Genomic DNA, 23,727 nt, shown 5'->3' with positions numbered 1-23,727 from the left:
GGTGGCCGTTCCTGTGTCACCGATCCCGCTTGGACGGGTAGAACACGTCGACGTCGGAATACTCGAACGCGACGTTTGCACGGCACCTTTCGCACGTGTTGATCACCCGCAGGACCGTCCCGCACGTGACGGCGATGCCGCACGTTGCAGGTGTGCGAGCACCATTTCGCCATTCGCACAGAGTGCATTGATGCCCGTGTCGTAACGCCAGAAGCTCCTCGGCCGTGCGACGCGCATCGCGCCCCAGCGTCACCTGAAACTGATCATCCTCGAACGCACTCAGCTGCACCCGCTGGCCGATGTGGATGCCGCTTCCCGCCACTGCCTGCGCAGTGTTGTGCAGTCCGCGCAGGTCAGCCGTAGAGACGCCGGGCAGCAGCTCGTCATTTCCTGTCAGTGACGAATTCTCGACATTCAGACCGATTCCGGGGAGATAGGTGGGGTCGTTCTCTGCATCGAAAACACGATCATCACCACGCTGCGCCATCCACTCCAAGACCACGGTCAGCACCGACACGTCCTGTGCGCGGGATGAGTAATTCTCGCGTTCGGCAGTTCGCAGAGGTGCGTCGATCTGGTCACCCAGGGCTGTGGTTTCTCGCCATTTCTCGTCACGGGCACGCTCGACACGCTCACGGGGAAAGATGCCGTTCATGCTGCACCGCCCTGGCTCGGCAGGTCAGTGTCACTTGTTGTCCACCAACGGATTGCCTCACGTCGAGTAAACAGATTCCGACCCGATTTCCGCACCCCAACAAGGTCACCCCGAGCGATGGCCCGGCGGATCGCTCGAGGGGTAATCGTAGGTGCCTGCAGTTCCTCGCGGAAGAAAGCGCACAAGGCTCGTTCAGTGAGGTCTGGCCTATCCAGGGGGTCTAGCCCGAGCTCCGGAATCGAAAGGGAAGGCTTGGTACGTACAACGCTCATTCGCTCATCCTCGCTATTTATGTCGCGAGGAGACTGCCCCAGACAGGAGCCACCTCACGACGATGTCGTGTGTGGTCCTCTGGACCGAACGTTGGCCCTCTGGGCCCAAACCTGGGGCCGCAAACGGCCTTGCCAACAAGTATGCACCTGGACCGTAAGCCGCGCAAGTGTTGACCCATCGACGCCCCACGATGTGCGTAAAGTGTTCAGGCGCAGCGATATACACTTGCCTGAACCAGTTCGGCAGCGATGCAGAGCGTCGACGATCGTGACTGGTCGGCCAGAGGCCGCACGGTTCGTCCGCAGGAGCGGAAACAATTGCCCTCCATTTCGCCTTGACCTGAAACGAGAACCGCATGAATACCAACGCCTTGGCCGACTTCGCACCGTTCGGCCCGCAAAATCCCGACCCGCTACTCCGACCGATCTTTGGTGGTGATTCCGGCGGGCATCGCGGCATCGGTACCGAGGCTGACGCGCTCGTCACCCGCACCGCGGACGGCACCGACATCAACGCCGTCTGGGACGAATTCCGCAGCGCTCTCGCGGCGTACAACTCGGAACGTTCCGCCCTTGTCAGTCTGCTGACGTTCTCCACAACGCTTTCCAACGACGTCGTCCCGCAGACACTGCAAACAACTTCTGAGTTCGAAGTCGCTTCGGAATTCGGGGAGCCTGTGTCCGCCCGTGTTCCGAGCGGGGTGCTGCGCCTCGGCTACACCATCAACGACTACGATCTGGCTAGCCGACTCACGTGGAAATTCTTGCGCGACAGTGATATTCGGCAGGTCGAGGCTCAATTCGCGGACATGCTCGCCGCTGACAACCGACTGGTGAACCGGAGTGTGCTCAAGCGCCTCTTCGACCCGACGCCAGGCGAAAACGAATGGGGCCACACCGTCTATGGCCTGTACACCGGCAACGACGGCTTCACGCCGCCCCCGTACGGCGGACTGACGTTTCCCTCGACCACGAAGCATTACATCGCTTCGCAAAGTGCGTTGATCGACTCGGGAGATGTCGAGGACCTCATGAACCTTGTCTCCAGGAAGGGCTTCGGCAAAGCGGAGGGGCAGCAGTTGCTGATCCTCGCGCACCCGAACGAATCGGAGGTCATTCAGACTTGGCGTCGGGGCGTAGGCAACGGCACCAGTGGTGCAATTATCTCGAAGTTCGACTTCATTCCGAGCCAGTCGGCCCCGGCCTACATCGAACCCGACGGGCAGATCGTGGGCCAGGCAGCGCCAGGCGAGTACAACGGTCTTAATGTCATTGGCTCACTTGGTCCTTCGTGGTTGATCGAATCGGCGCACCTCCCGGCGGGCTACGTCGCCGTGGTGGCTACAGGTGGTCCGAATGCTCAGTCCAACCCGATCGGTGTCCGCCTGCACGCCGACCCTCAGTACGCTGGGCTTCGACTGATTCCAGGCTCTGTCCCGAATTACCCACTGCGAGAATCGTTCCTAGCCCGTACCTTCGGTGTCGGCGTGCGTCGGCGTGGTGCCGCAGCCGTCGCGCAGATCACTGCATCGCCGACGTACACCGCGCCAACATGGGGTTGGTGACCGGCCATGGACGACCTGACTTCGACTCAACGCAAGGGCCATGGTGGGACACCCGGTGAGTCCGAGTTCTGCTGGGGAGCTGGGAACGCACCCAAGGCTGTCGCCGATCTTCCTCCGTCGCAGGGTGGTCCGTATCGCGGGACCACGCCGCGAGACAACGACGCACCCAAACGGCGCTCCTGATGGGACGCCGTCGCGGCAAGATCAAACGGGATGCGCTCGGGCGCTTCGCTTCCACGGGAGGTGGAGCAGCGGCGGGCGCAGCCGCCGGGGCAGCGGTAGGCGCAGCTCTCGGTAGCAAGACCGCGCGTTCGCGGTTGGTCGCCGGCTCGGTGAAGTCCGAGAGTTTCGTCGGTACGTCGAAGGATGGATTCACCGGAGCGAAGGTCGGCGCCCGGTACGCGGCACCCGGAGGACGGCAGTTGGTCGTAAAAGCGATCGTGGGAGTAAGCAAGCCAAAGACGGCCGCGAGGAAGAAGCCGCGCGCCAAGTCTGCCAACAAAAACACCACCGGCGCACGCGTCCGTACGCGTTGACGCGGGCCGGTGCGGGCAGTTGCACCGGTTGGCGGCAGTGGCCAGCCGTGCCGACGCTCAGGCGTCGGGGACAGGCCGCTCAGCAACTCAGCACACCGGACGGCGGCGCATCGCCGCATCAGTGGGCCGACCAAGAACCGTCAGAACCGGAGCCACGGCCGGAACTGACTACAGAGGTGGCTCGCGATGGTCTCGCCCGTCCGTCGCGGGCCATCTCCTTACAGATCTAGGAAATCCCATTCGCTCCCTAGGACCCACCGCAGGGCGGAGAGCTTGCCGTTTAGCATTCCCAACTCGAAATCACTGTATGGGCCGAGCATGTCTAGTCCGGCAAACCTTTCCTCTATCCGCGCCCTGCCCGGCCCCGCCGCTTTTCGGAGGTGCTCCAACCGAGTCGTATCCCCTTCCATCCGCAGTTGTATATCGTGCTGCAGGCTGTAGTGATACCAAAGCCGGTCGAACAGTTCATTCTCAGCCGAAAGGATCTCGTCTAGCCGTCTTGGATCCTCAAGAAAACCCATGTGCTGGTTGATATCAGATAAGTAATCGTCGCCGAAGTAGTCAGACAATGCCTCCAACAGACCGTCTACCCCAAGCCGATAATCCGAGCCGTCCACGGCGAATATTTCTGCAAGGTCGGGGTGAGGCAGTCGACGGTCCCCGTTTTCTGCTGAGAAGTCATCGTGGTTGGTAGATACGAATACGTGAGGGTGTTGCAACAGATCAGCCTCTTCTACCGCAGTGGCAAAGCCCTCGAGGATAAGTGCGTCAGCGACGCTGTTTTTGTTTTTGTGGAGTGGCGCGCGCTTGTCGAGCCCTCGTTGAACGACCTTCGACCGTTCGGCATCGGTCGACTGAACGGAAACACCTGCCTTCAGAAGCGCATCGATGTCGTCAAAGTTGCGCGTTGTCATCGCACCAATAAGCGGGGCGTGATGTGCCAGCTCGTCCAAGGCGTCATGCGTCTCGGCGTGGGCATCACCACCGAAGTCCCGAACCTCTCTTCGTAGCGAACGAAGCCTATCTGCCAAGCTCGTTGTGATCGAAGCCTCAACCCGTGGACGGTTTCGCGCAAACTCTTCGACAACAACTGGCGGGACGAGCAGCTGAAGCTCTCCGTCACCGATCAGCTCACCAATTGTGTAGATCGTCTTCTGCCCATCACGGCGCTTGGCTAGGTCCAGCCAAGTGGACGTGTCCACCAAAAGTGTCAGCACATCGCCGAGTCTAGGAGACTCGCAACGGCCCGCGATTACGGTTGGCCGTAGCCCCGTCCTAGCCCCATCGCACCCCGTTCAAGGCCTCAGCGCACCGTGCATACGGCGCGCCTACGGGGCGTACACACACTGCCTGTGAACAGGCGTTTCTTATGGAAACGTCGAGTAGCCACCTGGGGTTTCGTCCCCAGCAGCATCGTTCCTAAACGTTGAAGCGGAACTCCACCACATCGCCGTCGGACATGACGTAGTCCTTGCCCTCGATGCGCACCTTGCCCGCGGCCTTGGCCGAGGCCATCGACCCTGCGGCAATCAGGTCGTCGAAAGAAACGATTTCGGCCTTGATGAAGCCGCGCTCGAAGTCGGTGTGAATGACGCCCGCTGCCTGCGGGGCGGTGTCTCCCCGGTGAATTGTCCACGCGCGGGCCTCTTTCGGGCCTGCGGTGAGGTAGGTCTGCAAGCCCAGAGTGTGGAAGCCTGCGCGAGCCAACGCATCGAGACCGGGCTCGGTCTGTCCGACGGATTCGAGCAGTTCCGCTGCCGATTCCTTGTCGAGTTCGAGCAACTCGGATTCGATCTTCGCGTCGAGGAACACCGCGTCAGCGGGCGCGACGAGGCGAGCTAGTTCGCCGATCTTCGCGTCGTCGGTCAGCACCGACTCGTCGGCGTTGAAGACGTACAGGAAGGGCTTGGTGGTGAGCAGCTGGAATTCACCGAGAAGCTCGAAATCCAGCTTCGCCTTGGCCGAGAACAGCGTCTTGCCGTCGTTCAGCACAGCCTGTGCGGCCAGAGCTGCGTCGAGCGCAGGCTTGCGATCCTTCTTGATCCGCACCTCTTTCTCGAGGCGCGGGATTGCCTTCTCGAGAGTCTGCAGATCGGCGATCGCGAGTTCGGTTTCGATGACCTCGATGTCTGCGGTCGGGTCGACGCGACCGTCGACATGCACCACGTCGTCGTCGGCGAAGACACGAACGACCTGGCAGATGGCGTCGGCCTCACGAATGTTGGCGAGGAACTTGTTGCCCAGGCCAGCGCCCTCGGACGCTCCCTTGACGATGCCGGCGATGTCGACGAACGACACCAGCGCAGGCACGAGCTTCTCCGACCCGAACACCTCGGCCAGCTTCTCGAGCCGGGGATCCGGCAACGCGACCACACCGACGTTGGGCTCGATGGTGGCGAACGGGTAGTTCGCGGCCAGCACATCGTTGTTGGTCAGTGCATTGAAGAGGGTGGACTTGCCGACGTTGGGCAGTCCGACGATTCCGAGGGTGAGGCTCACGGTCTATGGAGTCTACTTTGACAACGCCACCAGCTCCGACAGTGCCCGGCCAGCGTCGATACTCGACGCACCCAGCGGCGCAAGAACCACGTGATCTGCGCCGGCAGCGTGGTGCGCGGCCACACTCTCGGCGATGTCGTCGATGCTCCCCCACACCACCAGGCCGTCGACCAGTCGGTCGCTGAGCTCGTCCACGTCCGCCTCGGTGAAGCCCATACGCAGGAAGTTCTGCCGATAGCCAGGGACCGTGGCGAGAAAGCTCAGCGGCTCCCGCGCTGCAGCGCGCGCTCGATCCGGATCGGAATCGACCACGACGAACTGGTCGACCACCAACGTCGACCCACCGAGTGCACCGCGCGCCTGCGCCGTCCACTCCGGCGTCACCAGCAACCCGATTGCGCCGGCGGCGCGGTTCCGCGCCATCTCCAATTTCTTCGGACCGAGCGCCGCGAGCAGAAGATGATCGGCGGGCACCTCGAGCTCGTCGAGGTACTTCCTCAACCCGGCCAGAGGCCGAGCACTCTGCGGCCCACCGAGGCCGAGGACGAATCGACCGGTGCCCGAGAGCTCGTCGAACAGTTCTCCGGTCTGCGCAGGCGAGTACACATCGACCGGCACGATCGCCGGAACGATGGTCGCAGTCTCGGTCGCGCGGACCAGATCGGCCAGCCTGCCGAGTCGATCGATCTGACCGCCCGGCAGCCAGAACGAGGTGAATCCGAGTGATTCCAATTCCCGCACATCGTCGAGGTACGACGGTGACACGTCGATGGAAATTCCGATTGTGCCGAGACCGAGTGTGTCCATGGCTACGACGCTAAAACCTCGAGCGTTGTTCAGGTCAAGAGGTGATCGCCGAACTCGGTTCCCAGCTCGCCAGGATCGGCAGGACTTTCGCCGTGCTCGACCCTTCCTCGACTGTGTAGACGATCAGATTTTGATCCGGCGCGCTCGGCGACGTCAGAAACTCGATCCCGAATTGCAGGGTGCCTGCCGCCGGGTGCTGAATGATCTTGGTGGCACCTGCAAATTCGGCGACCTCGTGATCGCTCCACCATTGCTCGAAATTAGGCTCGGACGAACGCAATTCGTTGATCAACGCAGTCAGGGTCGGGTCTCCCGGTCGACGGGCAAGATCGCGGCGAAGCGCCGCGACCGAGGCCGCCGCGAACTGCGACCAATTGACGATTCGCTCGCGGGCGATGGGGTTGCGAAACAGATAGTGGAACAACGTGTGCCCAACCGTCGGTTGCAGACTCAGTACGGATCGAACCAGCGAGTTGCTGGCCAGAATGACCCCGCTGCGCCCGAGCAGGATCACCGGCACATGGTCGAGCGCCTGCATGACCTGGAGCAGCCCTGGATTCGGTAGCTGCGCAACATCCTCGGTGGGCATCGCCGGGGATGCGAGATCGAGTAGATGCGCAGACTCGACCTCATCGAGCTTCAACGCGCCGGCGATTGCCAGCAGTACTTCGGGTGAGACATTGGCCTGGCGACCCTGTTCGAGTTTGCTGTAGTAATCCGGACTCACTCCGGCCAGAGCCGCGAGTTCTTCGCGCCGAAGCCCAGGCACCCGTCGGGCACCGGGGTATGTGCGAACCCCGGCCTCGATCGGGGTCATGCGGTCGCGCCGATCACGCAGAAACGCGCTGAGGGCGGACCTGTCTTTGTTCACGAATTCCACAGTAGCGACATGGGCGATTGCCAACCTGGTCATGACAGACCTAGGCAGAACGACGCCTGGTTCGCTGCCTCGACCGACCGTAGACATGGCGTCATGACTTCTACTACTTCTCCGCAACTCCTCGGACGCACCGCCGTCGTCACCGGATCGACCAGTGGAATCGGTGCTGCCATTGCGCTCACCCTCGCCGCCGAGGGGGCATCGGTGGTCGTCAGCGGCCGCGACGCCGAGCGCGGCAAGGCCCTGGCGCACCGCATCACAGGAGCAGGCGGCCTTGCGACCTTCGTCGACGTCGATCTCTCGGGCAGCTACCAGGAGCTCCGCGAGTTCGCTGCCCGCACCACCGACGATCTCGGCGGCCGCGTCGACATTCTCGTCAACAACGCCGGCATCTATCCGGCCACCGCCACCGCGGACCTGCCCGACGACCAGCTCGACACGATGCTTGCCGTCAACGTCCGAGCTCCACACGTACTCGTCGGCGCGCTGGCCCCTGCCATGGCCGAGCGCGGTAGCGGAGTCATCGTGAACATCGGGTCGTGGATGGCCACGCTGGGCAGTCCTTTCGCCGCCATGTACTCCGCCACCAAAGCCGCCGACGAACAGCTCACCCGCAGTTGGGCTGCAGAGTTCGGCCCACGCGGCGTGCGGGTGAACTCCCTCGCGCCCGGAGCGACTCTGACCCCGGGCAACGAGGATGCTCGTCAAGTACTCGACGCGATGACAGCCGGAACGCCGGCAGGCACAGTGCTCTCGCCGCAGGACATCGCCGACGGCGTTCTGTTCCTGGTCTCGGACAACGCCGCGATGGTCCACGGGACGACCCTCTACGTCGACGGCGGCATCTCGGTCACCCGCGGGTGAGCAGCACACCGCCGTCGACCGGTCACATGGTCGAGACGACCAAGCCGATGAATGCAAGGTAGAGAACGATGAAGGCACCGAAGATGATCAGCGACAGCTTCCCGAAGAACCCGGCCCGATTCGACGAATACTCTGCTCCCTGAACGTCTCCCATCATCCACAGTGGGTGCACCTTCAGTGCGTGGTTGAACGCGGGAATGGCCAACGGCCAGAAGAAGATGACGGCCACGACGGCCCACCCTGCATTGGAGGACGGCAGAGCAGCTGGCTGCGAATACGGCTGCGCGGCCGGAAAGGACTGCCCCGCTGGAAACGACTGTGCGGCTGGGAACGGTTGCTCGTACGGACCTGACATGAGAATTTCCCCCGATTGTTCGATGACGGACAGCTAGTTGGACGCCGCATCGTCACGTCTGGTTCCATCGGAGGAGGGGGAATTTCAGACCAGTTCGGCCGTGGCTGCCGCCAGAGCGACGATTGCATCCCAATCTTGTTCTGCTACAGCCGCGGCCGGAGTGAGCCACGATCCCCCCACACATCCGACGTTCGGCAGCGCCAGGTACGCCGACGCATTGGCGGTGGAGATTCCACCCGTCGGGCAGAATCGTGCGGCCGGGATCGGCGAGTGGATCGACTTCAAGAAATTCGCGCCACCGGATGCCTCGGCCGGGAAGAACTTCAGCTCGGTATAACCGGCTTCGAGCAGCGTGAGCACCTCGGATACCGTTGCGGCACCGGGCAGATGCGGAAGTCCGGTATCTCGCATGGCCTTCGTCAGCGAAGGCGTGCAGCCGGGCGAGACCAAGAACTGAGCACCCGCGTCGGTGGCCTGCTCGGCCTGGCCGGGAGTGATGATCGTGCCCGCGCCCACGAGGATCTCGGGGACCTCCCCCGCGATGCGCTCGATTGCGTCGAGTGCCACCGGAGTCCGCAACGTCAGCTCGATGACGGGCACTCCGCCCGCCACCAGGGCGCGTGCGATCGGAACAGCATCATCGAGGTTCTCGATGACGACGACGGGGATGACGGGTACGCGGTCGAGCAGAGATGCAGTCACGTTCTTACCTTCATTCGAAGTTGTCGGGCTCAGCGCATGACGAACATTGCACCCTCGTCGGCAGGGCCGACGAGCGCACGCATGCCCGAGAACAGGTCACGACCGGTGCTGGACCATTCGTCCTTGTCGAGGACTCGTCCGGTGACCGGTCGAGCCTCGAACTCGTCGAGCGGAACGTCGATCGACAATGTGCCGTCGAGAGAGTCGAGGGTGATGATGTCACCGTCGAGAATTTTCGCGATCGGTCCCCCGCTCGCGGCCTCGGGCGTGAGGTGAATTGCCGCAGCGACTTTGCCGGAGGCACCGGACATCCGGCCGTCCGTGATCAGCGCTACGGACCGCCCCTTGTCCTGCAGGATTCCGAGTGCCGGGGTCAGCTTGTGCAACTCGGGCATGCCGTTCGCCTGTGGACCCTGATAACGCAGCACCGCAACGAAGTCGCCGTCGAGAAGCCCTGCATCGAATGCCGCGAGGAAGTCCGCCTGGTCGTCGAACACTCGCGCCGGTCCGGTGACCACCCGATGCTCGGATGCCAATGCAGAAGTCTTGATGACACACTTTCCGATCGGCCCGGTCAGCACCTTCAGTCCGCCGTCGGCGCTGAACGGCTCGTTCGCGCCACGTAACACGGTGTCGTCGTGGCTCATCCGAGTACCGTCCTGCCACATCACCCCGTCGCCGTCGAGCTTCGGCTCTTGCGTGTAGCGTCGCAGACCCTGCCCGGCAACGGTTTTCACGTCCTCGTGCATCAATCCGGCGTCGAGCAGAGACCCGATGACGAAACCGAGGCCACCGGCCGCGTGGAAGTGGTTGACGTCGGCTTTGCCGTTGGGATAGATCCTGGCCATCAGCGGCACCACGGCCGACAGATCGGACAGGTCCTGCCACGTCAGCGTGATGCCGGCAGCTTTCGCGATGGCAACGAGGTGCATCGTGTGGTTGGTCGAGCCGCCGGTGGCCAGCAGTGCGACGCAGCCGTTCACGATCGACTTGACGTCGACGACCTCCCCCACCGGGGTGTAGTTGTCCCCGAGTGACGTCAGACCGGTGACGACGTGGGCGGCCTCGCGGGTGAGCGCGTCGCGCATCGCGGTTCCGGGGTTGACGAACGACGAGCCCGGCAGATGCAGACCCATGACCTCCATGAGCAGCTGATTGGAATTGGCCGTTCCGAAGAACGTGCACGTGCCACTGCCGTGATACGACGCGGCCTCAGCATCCAGCAGCGCCTCACGCCCCACCTTGCCCTCGGCGTAGAGCTGACGCGCTTTTGCCTTCTCGCCGTTGGGAAGTCCGGACGTCATCGGACCGGCGGGCACGAACACCGCGGGCAGATGGCCGAAACTCAGTGCGCCGATGAGCATTCCGGGGACGATCTTGTCGCACACCCCGAGCATCAGGGTGGCGTCGAACATGTCGTGGGACAACGCAATTGCCGTCGACATCGCGATGATGTCGCGGCTGAAGAGTGAGAGCTGCATGCCGTCGCGGCCCTGCGTGATGCCGTCGCACATCGCGGGGACGCCACCGGCGAACTGCGCGATGCCGCCGGCGTCGATCACCGACTTCTTCAGTACGGCCGGGTAGGTCTCGAACGGCTTGTGCGCCGAGAGCATGTCGTTGTAGGCGGAGACGATCGCGATGTTGGGCTTGACCATGCCGCGCAGCGCTTGCTTGTCGGCCTTGCCGGAGGCCGCGAAGCCGTGGGCGATGTTGGCGCAGGCAAGTCGGCCACGGGCCGGGCCTCGATCCCCGGCAGCAGCGATTCGAGCGAGATATGTGGTGCGGTCGGACTGGCTGCGGTCTGCGATGCGGTCGGTGACCTGACGCAGGACCGGATGAAGTGTGTCCATGAGTATCTCCGATGTTCGGTCTCTCACGACTCAGCCTAAAGCCAGTTAAGTCGATCAGCAACCCAACTTATGTTTTTCAAAGTTCTAAGTAGCTATTCTTAGGGTGTTGCCGTAAAAGTTGCCAGTTGGTTGAATGGCGTATATGTCGATGCCGCGCATGAGCGCTCCACCTGCGACCGCAGGTGAGATCTTCGCTCTGGTTCGCGACGGCGAAGCCGACACCCGATCCGAATTGGGCCGCATCACCGGACTGTCCCGATCGGCCGTCGCCTCCCGTGTCGCCGCACTCGCCGGACTCGGCTTGATCATCGAAACCGAGGACACCCAGTCGACGGGTGGACGCCCCCCGGCGCGATTGTCCTTCGACGTCGACGCGGGTGTCGTGCTCGCGGCTGCGATCGGACGAAGCCGCTCGCAACTGGGCGTCTTCACTCTCGGTGGGGAATTTCTCGCCGGCGATACCGTCGATCAGGAAATCGGCATCGGACCGGACGAGCTGATGCCGCAGATCACCAAGCGTTTGCAGGCATTGCTCGACGAATCGCACCGAACCGAACATCGCATTCTCGGCGTGGGCCTGTCCATCCCCGGCACCGCCGACACCGCGCGCGGGTGCAGCCTGGACTCACCGATCATGCACGGCTGGGACGGAGTGCCACTGGCCCCGTTCTTCGCCGACACCACATCTGCTCCGGTCTTTCTCGACAACGACGCCAACGCGATGGTCCTGGCCGAACGCCGGGACAATCGAGATCGATTCCAGAACGCGCTCTTGGTCAAGGCCTCGACGGGTCTCGGTGCCGGGATCGTCGCGGGCGGCGCACTACAGCGTGGATCATTGGGCGCTGCAGGCGAATTCGGCCACACCAAGACCGCAGCCGCAGCGGGCGTCGCGTGCCGGTGCGGCGACAGTGGTTGCCTCGAGGCCATCGCCGGCGGCTGGGCACTGGTGCGCGCGCTGAACGAGCAGGGCCGAGAAGTGGGCCACATCCGCGGTGTCGTCGACCTCGCGGTCAGCGGTGATCCCGAAGCACGCAGACTCATTCGCGACAGTGGACGCCACATCGGCGAAACCCTGGCCGGAGCCGTCAATCTACTCAACCCCGAGGTCCTCATCGTCGGCGGCGACATGGCCAATGCATACGACATCTTCGTTGCAGGACTGCGCGAAACCGTCTACGGAAACGCAACCGCACTGGCCACCAAGGCGCTCACCATCCAGGCCACCACCCACGGTGACCTCTCGGGGGTCATCGGTAGCGCAGCACTGGTGCTGGATCAGGTACTCAGCGCTCGGGCCGTCGACGACGCGCTCGGTAGCTGACGCCCCCGGCGACATCTCCGTTCGTCGCACTCCAGCGACCGCCGGGCGCAACGCGATGCGTCGATTCGAGGACGAGCACCGGCTGCCCACATAGGGTGATCGCAGTCACACCTGCGATCCTGGAGACCCCACACATGTCACTGAAAGCACCCGACGATCCACACGTCGAACTGCTGAAGACAGATCCCGACCTACCACCCGTCGGCATCGTCGAGTCACATCCGATGAGCACGGCCAAGCGTCTGATGCTCGTCGCCATCGGCCTACTCGGCGGCGTCGCCTGGACGATCATCGCCATCGTGCGCGGGGAGAACCCCAACGCCGTCTGGTTCGTCATCGCCGCCGTCTGCACCTACATCTTCGCGTTCCGCTTCTACGCCAGGTTGATCGAACGCAAGATCGTCTTTCCTCGCGACGACAGAGCGACACCGGCCGAGATTCTGGAAAACGGCAAGGACTACATGCCGACCGATCGTCGGGTGTTGTTCGGCCACCACTTCGCCGCCATCGCCGGAGCCGGTCCCCTCGTCGGACCCGTGCTCGCCGCCCAGATGGGCTACCTACCCGGCACGATGTGGATCATCATCGGTGTCGTGTTCGCCGGTGCAGTCCAGGACTTCCTGGTGCTGTGGATCTCGACGCGCCGCAACGGCCGCAGCCTCGGCCAGATGGCCCGCGACGAACTCGGCGTCGTCGGTGGTACCGCGGCGCTGATCGCGGTGTTCGTCATCATGATCATCCTGATCGCGGTGCTGGCACTCGTCGTCGTCAACGCGCTCGCCGAAAGCCCATGGGGAGTCTTCTCCATCGCGCTGACCATCCCGATCGCACTGTTCATGGGCGTGTACCTGCGCTACCTGCGACCGGGCAACGTCACCGAGGTCTCGCTCATCGGTGTCGTCCTGCTGCTGTTCGCCATTGTCGCCGGCGGCTGGGTTGCCGAAACCGAGTGGGGCACCGACTGGTTCACCCTCTCCAAGGTGACCGTCGCCTGGTTGCTGATCGGCTACGGCCTGCTCGCCTGCATCCTGCCGGTGTGGCTGTTGCTCGCCCCGCGCGATTACCTGTCGACGTTCATGAAGGTCGGCACAATCGCGCTGCTGGCCGTCGGCATTCTCATCGCTCGTCCCGAGATTCAGATGCCCGCCATGACGAGCTTCGCCACCGAGGGCAACGGCCCGGCGTTCGCGGGATCGCTGTTCCCGTTCCTGTTCATCACCATCGCCTGCGGTGCACTCTCCGGTTTCCACGCTCTGATCTCCTCCGGCACCACGCCGAAGTTGCTCGAGAAGGAAAAGCAGATGCGCATGATCGGCTACGGCGGCATGCTCACCGAGTCGTTCGTCGCCATCATGGCGCTCATCACCGCCTGCGTTCTCGATCAGCACATCTACTTCGCATTGAACGCACCGGCGACATTGACCGGCGGCACCCCGGAGACTGCGGCGACGTACGTCAACGGATTGGGGCTGAGCGGCGGCGACATTTCGGCGGCCGAATTGAGTCAGGCGGCAACCGATGTGGGCGAGGAATCGATCATCTCTCGCACCGGCGGAGCACCGACACTCGCGTTCGGCATGTCCGAGGTACTGCACCAGGTGTTCGGCGGCGAATCGCTCAAGTCGTTCTGGTACCACTTCGCGATCATGTTCGAGGCACTGTTCATTCTCACCACGGTCGACGCCGGTACCCGCGTCGCGCGCTTCATGCTCTCCGACAGCATCGGCAATTTGCCCGGAGCCTCGGCCAAGAAGTTCAAGGATCCGTCGTGGCGTCCCGGCGCGTGGATCTGCTCGCTGATCGTCGTCGCGGCCTGGGGCGCAATCCTTCTCATGGGCGTCACCGATCCACTGGGCGGTATCAACACCCTGTTCCCGCTGTTCGGTATCGCCAACCAGTTGCTCGCGGCGATCGCGTTGACGGTGGTCATGGTCATCGTCGTCAAACGAGGTCTCTACAAGTGGGCCTGGATTCCCGGTATTCCGCTCGCCTGGGACCTGATCGTCACCATGACGGCCTCGTACCAGAAGATCTTCTCCTCGGTCCCGGCCATCGGCTACTGGACTCAGCACTCGCAGTTCCGCGACGCCAAGGCGCAGGGGCTGACCGAGTTCGGCAGCGCCAAGACACCCGAGGCCATCGACGCCGTCATCCGCAACACCTTCATCCAGGGCACGCTGTCGATCATCTTCGCGGTACTCGTCCTGGTCGTCGTGATCGCCGGAGTGTGGGTGTGCATCAAGGCCGTTCGCGGAGCCGAACTGCCGGACAACGAAGAGCCGGAGGTGCCGTCGAAGATCTTCGGCCCCGCCGGATTTGTGCTCACTCCGGCCGAGAAAAAAGTCCAGGCCGAGTGGGACGAGCTGATCGACGCGGGCACCGTCCGCAGACCCGGATCGGCGCACTAGATGCGCGGGCTGTGGTGGTGGATCACCTCGGTGATGGGCGACCACGATTACGACCACTACGTCGCCCACCTGGCTCGGCACCATCCGGGCCAGGAGCCGCCGACCGTGCGGCAGTACTGGAAGGACCGGCACGCGGAAGCGGACCGAAATCCGGGGGCACGGTGCTGCTGACACGGTGCTGTCCGATTCCCGCTAGCACTGGCGGGATCGCGCTGACACAGTAGGAGCATGAGCAGCGAACGGCAGGTGCAAGAACTGGACTTCGATCGGTGTTATCGCGCGGTCTCCTCGCGTGACGCACGGTTCGACGGCCAGTTCTTCACCGCCGTATCCACCACCGGCATCTACTGCCGACCGTCCTGCCCGGCACGCACACCCAAGCCGGGCAACGTCTCGTTCCTGGCCACTGCCGCTGCAGCGCAACAATCCGGCTACCGTGCCTGCCGCCGCTGCCAGCCCGACGCCACGCCCGGTTCCCCGCGGTGGAACATCCACTCCGACCTCAGCTCTCGCGCAATGCGACTGATCTCCGACGGGGCCGTCGAGCGCGGCGGCGTCGACGGCCTCGCCAGCACCCTCGGTTACTCGAGCAGGCAACTGACACGGGTGTTGACGGCCGAGGTCGGTGCAGGCCCGCTGGCATTGGCCCGCGCGCACCGGGCACACACCGCCCGCACACTGATTCAGACCACCGACATGACGATGGCCGACATCGCCTTCGCTGCCGGCTTTTCCAGTGTTCGGCAGTTCAACGACACCGTCAAGGAAGTGTTCGCTGTCGATCCGTCCACCCTGCGGCGGGAGGCACACCGCACCGCGGTGACAACCGCAGGTGGAACGGTCACCTTGCGACTGCCCTACCGCCAGCCGTTGGACCGCGGCTGGATCGAGTGGTTCCTTCGTGGTCACGTGGTCGAGGGCATCGAATCGTTCTCCGAAGACGGAGAATACGTCCGATCACTGCGCCTGCCGCACGCCGGCGGACTGGTCGCGCTGCGAGTGATGGACGGATTCGTCAGTGCCGCAGTGACATTGCAGGACATGCGAGACCTCGCTCCCGCCGTCGCCCGAATCCGACATCTTCTCGACCTCGACGCCGATCCGCTTGCCGTCGACGAGGCCCTACGCACCGACCCGCAGTTGGCACCGAGCGTCGAGGCCCATCCCGGAATTCGGGCACTCGGGGTGGTCGACGGCGCAGAGATGTTGCTGCGCACCGTTATCGGGCAACAGATCTCGCTGAAAGCTGCAGCCACCCACACTGCCCGGCTCGTCGACGCGCTGGGTGAACCAGTCGACCTCGGCAACAACACCGTCACCAGGTTGTTTCCCGATCCCGCCCTCATCGCCGAACGCGGTCACGAAGTTCTCACCGGCCCTGCGGCCCGCGTACAGACCGTCATCCGCGTCGCCGACGCCATCGCGTCGGGAACCGTCGAGCTGCATCCCGCGCGCGAGGGTCCCGAACTGGAGCGAGAACTGCTGGCGCTCAAAGGTATCGGACCGTGGACCGCTCGCTATGTCGTGATGCGGCTGCTCGGCGACCCCGACGTTCTCCTCGACACCGACCTGGTCGTTCGCCAAGGCGCGGCTGCGCTGGACATCTCGTTGAAGGACTCCGCCCGCTGGGCTCCGTGGCGTTCCTACGTCTCGATGCACCTGTGGATCACCGCATTGGAAAGAAGACAGCCATGACCGCTACGTCCGCCACCCGGGACACCCCGATCGGCCCGTTCACCACGATCGTCGACGACGATCAGCGCGTACTCGCGTCGGGCTGGACCGATGATGTCGAAGAACTGCGAATCCTGATCCACCCGACGATGCGACCCGACACCGTTCGCAGTGCCGCCGACCTCGGTACGGTCACCGAAGCCGTCGACGCCTACCACCGCGGCGAGCTGACACGCATCGACGATGTGCGCGTCGCGCAACGGTCCGGTGAATTCCTGATGCATGCCTGGGATGTACTGCGCACCGTCGAACCCGGAGCCCCGGTGACCTACTCCCACTTCGCGGAGCTCTCCGGCCGGCCCGCCGCCATCCGAGGTGCGGCGTCCGCCTGTGCGCGCAATGCCGCCGCGCTGTTCGTGCCGTGTCACCGGGTGGTCCGCATCGGCGGCGCGCTCGGCGGATTCCGATGGGGGCTGCCCGCGAAGAAATGGCTGTTGGCGCACGAGAGCGCCTGACCGCTGCCGCGTCGGGTGGCGGTGGCCCACGGTCGAACGGTCCCGGGCGTTATGGTTCTTCACGATCCGCCATCCGCCGAATGTGAGGAAGCCCCAGTGACCGAATCGGCAGTGCCAGGAAAATCCACGGCATCCGCCAAGTCCGGCAAGGACCGCGGAGACCTCATCGGGGTCGGCGGCCTGTGGCTCGCCAAGTGGTCGCTCATCCTGGTGTCGATCGCGGCCGGAGCGTGGGTGTTCGGTTGGCTGATCGGTCATCTGTGGGTGATCCTGTTGCCGGTCCTGCTCGCGGTCATCGTCGCGACGGTGTTGTGGCCGCCGGCGAAACTGATGATGCGGCTCGGATTTCCTCCCGCGCTGGCCGCGTCGGTCTCGCTCGTGGTGTTCTTCGTCGTCATCGGCGGTGTCATCACCCTGATCATCCCGTCGGTGGCCGAGCAGGCTCCCGAGTTGGTGGACCAGGCGTCGGGCGGAATTGCGCAGGTTCAGGACTGGCTGAAGGGGCCGCCGCTCAACATCGGTGACGACCAGATCGATACGGCCGTGTCGGCCATCATCTCGCGGCTGCAGGACAGCGGGGACGTCATCGCTACCGGCGTGTTCAGCGGCGTATCGGCAGCCGGCTCGCTGCTGGTCACTCTGGCGTTGGTGCTGGTTCTGTCGTTCTTCTTCGTCAAGGACGGTCCGAAGTTCCTGCCGTGGCTGCACGGGTTCTCCGGTGGTCGCGCCGGCCGCCATCTGGGCGAGGTGCTCTCTCGGATGTGGGCGACGCTCGGCGGCTTCATCCGTACTCAGGCCATCGTCAGTTTCATCGACGCCTTCTTCATCGGCCTCGGACTCGTCATTCTCGGCGTTCCGCTGGCGCTGGTACTCGCAACGCTGACGTTCCTCGGCGGGTTCATTCCGATCGTCGGTGCGTTCGTCGCGGGTGCGCTCGCAGTTCTCGTGGCCCTGGTGGCGAACGGGCTGACGACGGCGCTGATCGTGCTCGCCATCATCGTCGCGGTGCAGCAGTTGGAAGGCAATGTGCTGCAGCCGATTCTGCAGAGTCGAAGCATGAACCTGCATCCCGCGATCGTGCTCCTCGCGGTGGCGGGTGGCAGCTCGTTGTTCGGCATCATCGGGGCATTTCTCGCGGTCCCGGCGGCTGCTGTTGCCGCAGTGCTGATCCGGTACCTGTCCGAACAGATCGACGCGCGCTCGAACGAACCGGACCAGGACGAACTCGAAGACGAAATCCCGCCGCCCGAGGGACTGACCGACGAACAGGCCGGTCTGGACGACGAGGACGAGTCGAAGCCGGACAAGACTGCGTCAGGTCAGGACGCGACGACCTGAAGCGTCGAACCGGTGCGCTCCCGCTTGACGTAGAGGCGACTGGGAATGCGCTGGCGCATCTCGTCGACGTGACTGACGACCCCGACGACGCGTCCGCCTGCACGTAGTTCGTCGAGGACGGCCATCACCTGCTCGAGAGTGTCGGCATCGAGCGTGCCGAACCCCTCGTCGATGAACATGGTGTCGAGCACGACACCACCGGATTCGGCAGCCACGACGTCGGCGAGTCCCAACGCGAGAGCCAGCGACGCGAGGAACGCCTCCCCACCGGAGAGAGTCTTGGCCGAGCGCACGACACCGGTGTAGTCGTCGCGGATGTCGAGGCCGAGACCACCACGCTTACCGCGAGCACCCGCCTCGTCGGAATGAACGAATTCGTATCGCCCCGAAGACATCCGACGCAGTCGCGCAGAGGCCGACTCGGCGACGTCCTCGAGCCGGGACGCGAGAACATAGGACCGCAGCGACATCTTCCTGGCATTCTGACCGCGCCCGGCCACCACGTCCGCCAGGTTGGCGAGCTCGTCGAATTCCGCGCGTTGCGGCGCGATGGCCTCGGCCGCAGTCGACAGTTCGGCGATCAGTCGTTCCAGATCGTCTGCGCGCCTTCGGCATTCCGCTACCGTGGCGGCGGCGGATCTGACCTGCCGGTCGAGCTCGGTACAGGCCTGTCGCAGCGGATCGAGGTCCACCGGCGCATGCCCGGCGACGGCGACGATGGTGGGCTCACGTAGTACGTGTTCGGCATGCGCCCGCCGCTCGTCGGCGGCGCGAAGTTCGGCCTCGATTCGCTCGACGCGATCTGCGGTGAGAGCGGATGCGGCCGCAGCCTCGACGGAGTCGAAACTCGATGCGGCAACGCGTCGGACCAGTTCGGCGCGCAGTGCATCGGACTGCGCAGTCGCATCGAGCCAGACGATCCGCGCCTCCTGAATTCGCCGGGCACCGTCGATCAGGGCCTCACGTTCGGCAATGCGATCGATGAGCGACTCGCCCCCGCCCACTTCCTGCGACACCGACGCGCGCATCTGCGCCAGCGATTCCTCGGTGGCCGATATCCGCTCGTCCACGGCCACGCGCGACGCGACGAGGTTGTTGAACGTGACCGTCAGTTCGTCCGTCTCGCGGCGCAGTCGGCTCAGTTCCGCCCTCGCCGGGTCGGCATCCGCGGCGCTCGCACGAGCATCCTGCACCGAACTCGTTGCCGTATCGAGGGCCTGGGTCAGCTGCGCGAGAGTCGCGCCCCCGGTGCGATCGTGCAGCAGGTCCACTGCGAGTCTGGCCTCCGCGACAGACCCGACCGCCTGATCGAGGGCGGCAGCCGCCTTACGTTCGGCGGCGGCTGCCTTGTCTTCCTGAGCCTTGGTCACCGTCGACGTCGAGGCCGCAGCGGGGTGAGGATGCGCGGCCGATCCACACACCTGGCACGGCTCGCCGTCTTTCAATCGGGCCGCCAGCTCTGCTGCCATCCCGTCGATGCGGCGCTCACGAAGATCGAGCAGGTGCTCCCACGCGGTGTTGTGTGCGGCAGCGGCAGAGTCGCGGAACCGTTCGCTCTCGGCCAGCGCGGCGCGCTTGCGCACCAACTCGATGGCGGATTCCGCGGCCACGCGAGCCCGTTCGCAGCGCTCGTCGAGGCCCGGCAGCTGTGTCGCGGCCGCCTCTGCTCGCGCCGCCCGAGATTCGGCGGCCGCGATCTTCTCGGGCATCGAAGCCTGCTGCTGCTCGGTGCGCTCGATCTGCGCTGCAATGCTGCGTTGTTGCGCTCGATAGTCGACCAGGGCACCGTCGAGCTTGTCTGCTTCGCGTACGACGCCGAGCAACGACTGCATTCGTGCGACGTCGGTGGTCCAGTCCCGCACGAACTGCGCGACGACGGTGCGCTCGTCCGCAGGATCACCCGGCGCGGGTGGCCAATGCAGTGCATCGTGAAACCGCTGCCCCTCCCGCGACGTCGGTAGCTCGCGTTCGGCTGCGGCCAGCGCGGCGGTAGCCGCCTCGCCCGCCGCACGCGCCAAAGACAGGTCCGCAGCGGCGTCGGCGATAGGTCCTGCGGCCGCGGAGTCGGCCAGTTCGGTTCTGCGCGCTGCTCGTGCCGCCTCCCCGTCGTGGTGCTGTGCGAGTTGCTCCTCGGCGAGAGCACGCCTGTGCTGCAGATCCAGAACGATCGTGGCCTGAGCCAGCGCCTCGGACGCACGCCGAGCTGCCGCGTCGACCAACACCGCGCGCCCCTGAGCAAGGGTCCGATTCTGGCGAGCGTCGGCCAGGACGTCGGCCGCCCAGTCGAGCGGGTCCTGTTGTTCGCGGTCGTCGGTGACGGGCTCGGGCACTCCCGATGCCTGCGACACCCGCCCGAGCATGATGTCGATGTTGTGGTGGGCATCGGCGAGATCGGCGGCCAACTCTCGGCGGCGCTGCGCGAACCACTCTTCGACGTCACCGAATCGGCCTGTGTCGAAGAGCCTTTCGAGCAGGCTCCCTCGCTCGTCACTGTCGGCTCGGAGGAAACGCGCGAACTCGCCCTGCGGCAACAGCACCACCTGGAAGAACTGGTCGGCGCTCATTCCCAGCAACGCGTTGACGGCATCGCCGATCTCGCTCAGCCGGGTGAGGTTCTGCCCGCGACCGTCGAGCCAGGTGAGACTGGCCTTGGCGTGTTGCTTGGTGGTTCCGGTGCTTCTGAGCTTGGGGCGCAGGAACTCCGGACTGCGCACGATTCGGATGCGCCGTCCGCCGAGGGTCGCCTCGAGGGTCACCTTCGGTACCGCTCCGACGGCCGCATGGTCGGACAGCAGTCGCTTACCCTCGCGGCGCGCCCCGGGCACGGTTCCGTACAGGGCAAACGCCACGGCGTCGAGAACCGTCGTCTTGCCGGCCCCCGTGTGCCCGTGCAACAAGAAGAGCCCATCGGCTCCGAGCGCATCGAAATCGACCGTCTCGGTACCCGCGAAGGGTCCGAACGCGGTGATCTCGAGCGAATGCAGCCTCACGCAGCACCGCGGTCTGCAGCAGCGTCGGTGACCTCGTCCTCGCGCTGTACCGACGCCAACGCGCGGGCCAGCAACGCCGACTCCGCTGCGGTGGGCTCGCTACGCATATCCGTCAGGAACGAGGTGGCGATGGCGAGATCACTGCGACCGCGCACCCGGTCGCGGTAGCGAAGCTCGCCCGACCCCTCGGGGCGACGCCACTCCAGGTGTATCGCGTGCCGAAACCGTTGCTGCAGCAATCGCATTGCGTCGACCGGACGGACGTTGTCGGTGAGCACGGCAGAGACGTAGTGATCCTCGACATCGAAATAGGTTGCGTCCGAGAGCAACTCCTCGACCGTTCCTTCGATACGGGCGAGCCCGCGCACCACCGGCAGGTCCACTCGCTCGACGCTGCCGAGTCCGTTCGCGTCGAGTTCGAGAATCCACACGGCCTTGCGGTGCGATCGCTCGCCGAACGAATACGGCAGAGGAGACCCGGAGTACCGCACTCGGTCGGTGAGAATCTGCGGAGAATGCAGGTGACCGAGCGCCACGTAGTCGACTCCGTCGAACGCCGACGCAGGTGCGGTCTCGATGCCGCCGGAAGAAATGGACCGCTCGGAACCGGTCGCCTCACCGCCGACGATGAACGCATGCGCGAGCACGACCGACCGAACATGTTGTCCTGCAGCGGCTCTCGTTTCGAGGTCGCCGCGAACGCGATCCATCGCGGCTCCGAGCACCTCGGCGTGGGTACGCGCTGCGGGAACGTCGAGTTCCGCGCGGGTGGTCTCCGGCTCGAGATACGGAATGCCGTAGAACGCGACGTCGCCGTGTTCGTCGTCGATGACGACCGGTGTGGCGACATCGCCCACCCGAGTCATCAGGTGCAGGCCTCCCGCCGAAGCGAACGCAGCACCGGCTCCCAGGCGAGCCGGGGAGTCGTGGTTGCCCGACGTCGCGACGATCACGGCACCCGCTGCTCGAATTGCCTCCAGCCCGCGATTGCAGACCAGCACGGCGTCGGCGCTGGGCACCGCGCGATCGTAAATGTCGCCCGGTACCACCACCACATCGATCGATTGTGCCGCAACCAGTTCCGCGATGGACTCGAGCACAGCGCCTTGATCGGCCAACAGGTCGACACCGTGAAAGGTGCGACCTATGTGCCAGTCCGAGGTGTGCAGGATTCTCATGAGTTCGACGCTATCGCCAAGCACCGACAAACTATTCGAGGCGCGTCGGCCTGTCGGGATCCGAGGTCGATCCACGAACTCCGCGCAGCGAAGTCTGTCGGTACCTTCCTGCATCATCTGTCTCCATGAACATTCTCACGGCGTTCGGCCTGCTCGTGGCCCTCGGCATCGGAGCGGTAGTGGGCTGGTTGCTGCACGCCTCGCGGATGGGAGACAGAGCTGTGCGGGCCGAGGCGCAACTTGCTGCGCTGCGCGAGCACGAAGGCATGCTTCGGCAGTCGTTGAGCGCGGTCAACGAGGATTCTGCTCGGCGACACTCCACCGTGATCGGGCAACAGGTCTCGCACCTGGTCGAGCCGTTGCATGACGCCGTCGATGCGCTGTCCGAGCACGTCCGGCAAGTCGAGCACAATCGAATCAGGGCCTACGCAGGGCTGTCCGAGCAGGTCACCGGCATGCACCGAGCGTCGATGCATCTGTCCACCCAAACCGGCCAGTTGGTGACGGCGCTGCGTGCCCCGCAGATCAGAGGACGGTGGGGAGAGATTCAGCTCGAGCGGGTCGTCGAGCTGGCGGGGATGCTCAAGCACTGCGATTTCGATACTCAGGTCAGCAAGGACGGCATCAGACCGGACATGATCGTCCGCCTCGCCGGCGGTCGTCAGATCGTCGTCGACGCGAAGGTGCCGTTCGCGGCCTACCTCGATGCCGCTCAGGACGAGGCCCCGGGCGCTCGCGAGAAGAACCTGCGACGCCACGCCAAGCAGCTGCGGACCCACATCGATCAGTTGGCCGACAAGGCGTACTGGGAGGCGTTCGAGCCGACGCCGGAATTCGTCGTGCTGTTCGTTCCCGGCGACCCGTTTCTGGATGCAGCACTGACGTCCGATACGGGCCTGCTCGAGTACGCCTTCGGACGGAACGTGATCCTGGCCACCCCCACCACCCTGGTCGCGCTGTTGCGCACGGTGGCCTACACCTGGAAGCAGGAATCATTGGCCGAGGATGCGGCGCGCATCCAGCAGTTGGGGCGCGAGTTGTACACCCGCATCGGCGTCGTGTCGACGCACTTGGACAAGCTCGGGGCCAATCTCGGCAAGGCCGTGGACTCCTTCAACTCCACCGTCGGGTCGGTGGATTCCCGGGTGAGCGTGACGGCGAGAAAACTGCACGAACTCGAGCTGTTCGACGCCGAGCCGGTGACGATCGGCCGGGTGGACGGGCGTCCGACACTGTCCGATTCGTCCCGCTACCGGCACGACTTCGGTCATGTCGACGATGCAGTCGGCTGAACAACGGCTAACCTCGAGGG

Annotated in this window: 21 protein-coding genes; 11 read left to right on the top strand and 10 right to left on the bottom strand. The window is 64.6% G+C overall.

Annotated features, from left to right (window positions below; all coding sequences use genetic code 11):
- Positions 1 to 16 precede the first annotated feature (16 nt).
- The gene (locus O4220_RS19590; RefSeq protein WP_269607145.1) at positions 17 to 655 is read right to left on the bottom strand and encodes a hypothetical protein; all 639 of its coding nucleotides are present in this window, start codon (positions 653 to 655) and stop codon (positions 17 to 19) included.
- Positions 656 to 1,283: 628 nt separating this feature from the next.
- Here O4220_RS19590 and O4220_RS19585 point away from each other — a divergent pair.
- From O4220_RS19585 to O4220_RS19575, 3 genes are read left to right on the top strand one after another with little or no spacing between them, the layout of a single operon-like run.
- The gene (locus O4220_RS19585; RefSeq protein WP_269607144.1) at positions 1,284 to 2,492 is read left to right on the top strand and encodes a hypothetical protein; all 1,209 of its coding nucleotides are present in this window, start codon (positions 1,284 to 1,286) and stop codon (positions 2,490 to 2,492) included.
- 6 nt (positions 2,493 to 2,498) lie between these two features.
- A complete protein-coding gene (locus tag O4220_RS19580; RefSeq protein WP_269607143.1) occupies positions 2,499 to 2,675 on the top strand; it encodes a hypothetical protein in 177 nt (58 codons plus the stop codon).
- Positions 2,675 to 3,028, top strand: a complete 354-nt coding sequence (locus O4220_RS19575) for a hypothetical protein (RefSeq protein ID WP_269607142.1) — start codon at positions 2,675 to 2,677, stop codon at positions 3,026 to 3,028. Before O4220_RS19580 ends, O4220_RS19575 begins: the two co-directional genes overlap by 1 nt.
- A gap of 218 nt (positions 3,029 to 3,246) precedes the next feature.
- Here the strand turns inward: O4220_RS19575 and O4220_RS19570 are convergent, their stop codons facing one another.
- The 4 genes from O4220_RS19570 to O4220_RS19555 all read right to left on the bottom strand — a co-directional run bounded on the left by O4220_RS19570 (position 3,247) and on the right by O4220_RS19555 (position 7,205).
- A complete protein-coding gene (locus O4220_RS19570) occupies positions 3,247 to 4,245 on the bottom strand; it encodes a PIN domain-containing protein (RefSeq protein ID WP_269607141.1) in 999 nt (332 codons plus the stop codon).
- Positions 4,246 to 4,447: 202 nt separating this feature from the next.
- Positions 4,448 to 5,527, bottom strand: a complete 1,080-nt coding sequence (gene ychF / locus O4220_RS19565) for a redox-regulated ATPase YchF (protein WP_094681040.1) — start codon at positions 5,525 to 5,527, stop codon at positions 4,448 to 4,450.
- 12 nt (positions 5,528 to 5,539) lie between these two features.
- Complete coding sequence (locus O4220_RS19560) at positions 5,540 to 6,334, bottom strand: TIGR03620 family F420-dependent LLM class oxidoreductase (RefSeq protein ID WP_269607140.1); 795 nt, start codon at positions 6,332 to 6,334, stop codon at positions 5,540 to 5,542.
- Between the two features lie 34 nt (positions 6,335 to 6,368).
- Positions 6,369 to 7,205, bottom strand: a complete 837-nt coding sequence (locus tag O4220_RS19555) for a helix-turn-helix transcriptional regulator (RefSeq protein ID WP_269607139.1) — start codon at positions 7,203 to 7,205, stop codon at positions 6,369 to 6,371.
- A gap of 102 nt (positions 7,206 to 7,307) precedes the next feature.
- Here O4220_RS19555 and O4220_RS19550 point away from each other — a divergent pair, with 102 nt between their 5' ends.
- The gene (locus O4220_RS19550; RefSeq protein WP_269607138.1) at positions 7,308 to 8,078 is read left to right on the top strand and encodes an SDR family NAD(P)-dependent oxidoreductase; all 771 of its coding nucleotides are present in this window, start codon (positions 7,308 to 7,310) and stop codon (positions 8,076 to 8,078) included.
- 22 nt (positions 8,079 to 8,100) lie between these two features.
- Here the strand turns inward: O4220_RS19550 and O4220_RS19545 are convergent, their stop codons facing one another.
- The 3 genes from O4220_RS19545 to edd all read right to left on the bottom strand — a co-directional run bounded on the left by O4220_RS19545 (position 8,101) and on the right by edd (position 10,988).
- A complete protein-coding gene (locus O4220_RS19545; protein ID WP_052077602.1) occupies positions 8,101 to 8,433 on the bottom strand; it encodes a CD225/dispanin family protein in 333 nt (110 codons plus the stop codon).
- A gap of 84 nt (positions 8,434 to 8,517) precedes the next feature.
- The gene (gene eda, locus O4220_RS19540; protein ID WP_269607135.1) at positions 8,518 to 9,135 is read right to left on the bottom strand and encodes a bifunctional 4-hydroxy-2-oxoglutarate aldolase/2-dehydro-3-deoxy-phosphogluconate aldolase; all 618 of its coding nucleotides are present in this window, start codon (positions 9,133 to 9,135) and stop codon (positions 8,518 to 8,520) included.
- A gap of 29 nt (positions 9,136 to 9,164) precedes the next feature.
- On the bottom strand, positions 9,165 to 10,988 hold the full coding sequence (gene edd / locus O4220_RS19535) for a phosphogluconate dehydratase (protein ID WP_269607134.1): 1,824 nt from the start codon (positions 10,986 to 10,988) through the stop codon (positions 9,165 to 9,167).
- Between the two features lie 142 nt (positions 10,989 to 11,130).
- Between edd and O4220_RS19530 the strand changes: the two genes are divergently transcribed.
- The 6 genes from O4220_RS19530 (at position 11,131) to O4220_RS19505 (ending at position 18,247) form a co-directional block, all read left to right on the top strand.
- Complete coding sequence (locus O4220_RS19530; protein WP_269607271.1) at positions 11,131 to 12,312, top strand: ROK family transcriptional regulator; 1,182 nt, start codon at positions 11,131 to 11,133, stop codon at positions 12,310 to 12,312.
- 134 nt (positions 12,313 to 12,446) lie between these two features.
- Complete coding sequence (locus O4220_RS19525) at positions 12,447 to 14,720, top strand: carbon starvation CstA family protein (RefSeq protein ID WP_269607133.1); 2,274 nt, start codon at positions 12,447 to 12,449, stop codon at positions 14,718 to 14,720.
- Positions 14,721 to 14,891: a YbdD/YjiX family protein gene (locus tag O4220_RS19520; RefSeq protein ID WP_269607132.1), complete on the top strand. Its 171-nt coding sequence runs from the start codon at positions 14,721 to 14,723 to the stop codon at positions 14,889 to 14,891.
- A 57-nt stretch (positions 14,892 to 14,948) separates the two neighbouring features.
- Positions 14,949 to 16,415, top strand: coding sequence for a DNA-3-methyladenine glycosylase 2 family protein (locus O4220_RS19515; protein ID WP_269607131.1), 1,467 nt, complete (start codon positions 14,949 to 14,951; stop codon positions 16,413 to 16,415).
- On the top strand, positions 16,412 to 16,909 hold the full coding sequence (locus tag O4220_RS19510; protein ID WP_269607130.1) for a methylated-DNA--[protein]-cysteine S-methyltransferase: 498 nt from the start codon (positions 16,412 to 16,414) through the stop codon (positions 16,907 to 16,909). Before O4220_RS19515 ends, O4220_RS19510 begins: the two co-directional genes overlap by 4 nt.
- A 96-nt stretch (positions 16,910 to 17,005) precedes the next feature.
- Positions 17,006 to 18,247, top strand: a complete 1,242-nt coding sequence (locus tag O4220_RS19505) for an AI-2E family transporter (protein ID WP_269607129.1) — start codon at positions 17,006 to 17,008, stop codon at positions 18,245 to 18,247.
- On the opposite strand, the gene O4220_RS19500 is transcribed toward O4220_RS19505, so the two are convergent.
- Both O4220_RS19500 and O4220_RS19495 read right to left on the bottom strand, forming a co-directional pair.
- Positions 18,229 to 21,237, bottom strand: coding sequence for an AAA family ATPase (locus O4220_RS19500; RefSeq protein ID WP_269607128.1), 3,009 nt, complete (start codon positions 21,235 to 21,237; stop codon positions 18,229 to 18,231). The genes O4220_RS19505 and O4220_RS19500 overlap by 19 nt on opposite strands.
- Complete coding sequence (locus O4220_RS19495) at positions 21,234 to 22,415, bottom strand: exonuclease SbcCD subunit D (protein ID WP_269607127.1); 1,182 nt, start codon at positions 22,413 to 22,415, stop codon at positions 21,234 to 21,236. The genes O4220_RS19500 and O4220_RS19495 overlap by 4 nt, the downstream gene beginning before the upstream one ends.
- 125 nt (positions 22,416 to 22,540) lie before the next feature.
- On the opposite strand from O4220_RS19495, the gene O4220_RS19490 reads away from it, so the two are divergent.
- The gene (locus tag O4220_RS19490; protein ID WP_269607126.1) at positions 22,541 to 23,707 is read left to right on the top strand and encodes a DNA recombination protein RmuC; all 1,167 of its coding nucleotides are present in this window, start codon (positions 22,541 to 22,543) and stop codon (positions 23,705 to 23,707) included.
- Positions 23,708 to 23,727: the final 20 nt, after the last annotated feature.

Source organism: Rhodococcus ruber (assembly GCF_027270735.1).
In the GTDB taxonomy this organism is placed as follows: Bacteria; Actinomycetota; Actinomycetes; order Mycobacteriales; family Mycobacteriaceae; genus Rhodococcoides; species Rhodococcoides rubrum_A.
This window is presented reverse-complemented; position numbering and strand designations above follow the sequence as displayed.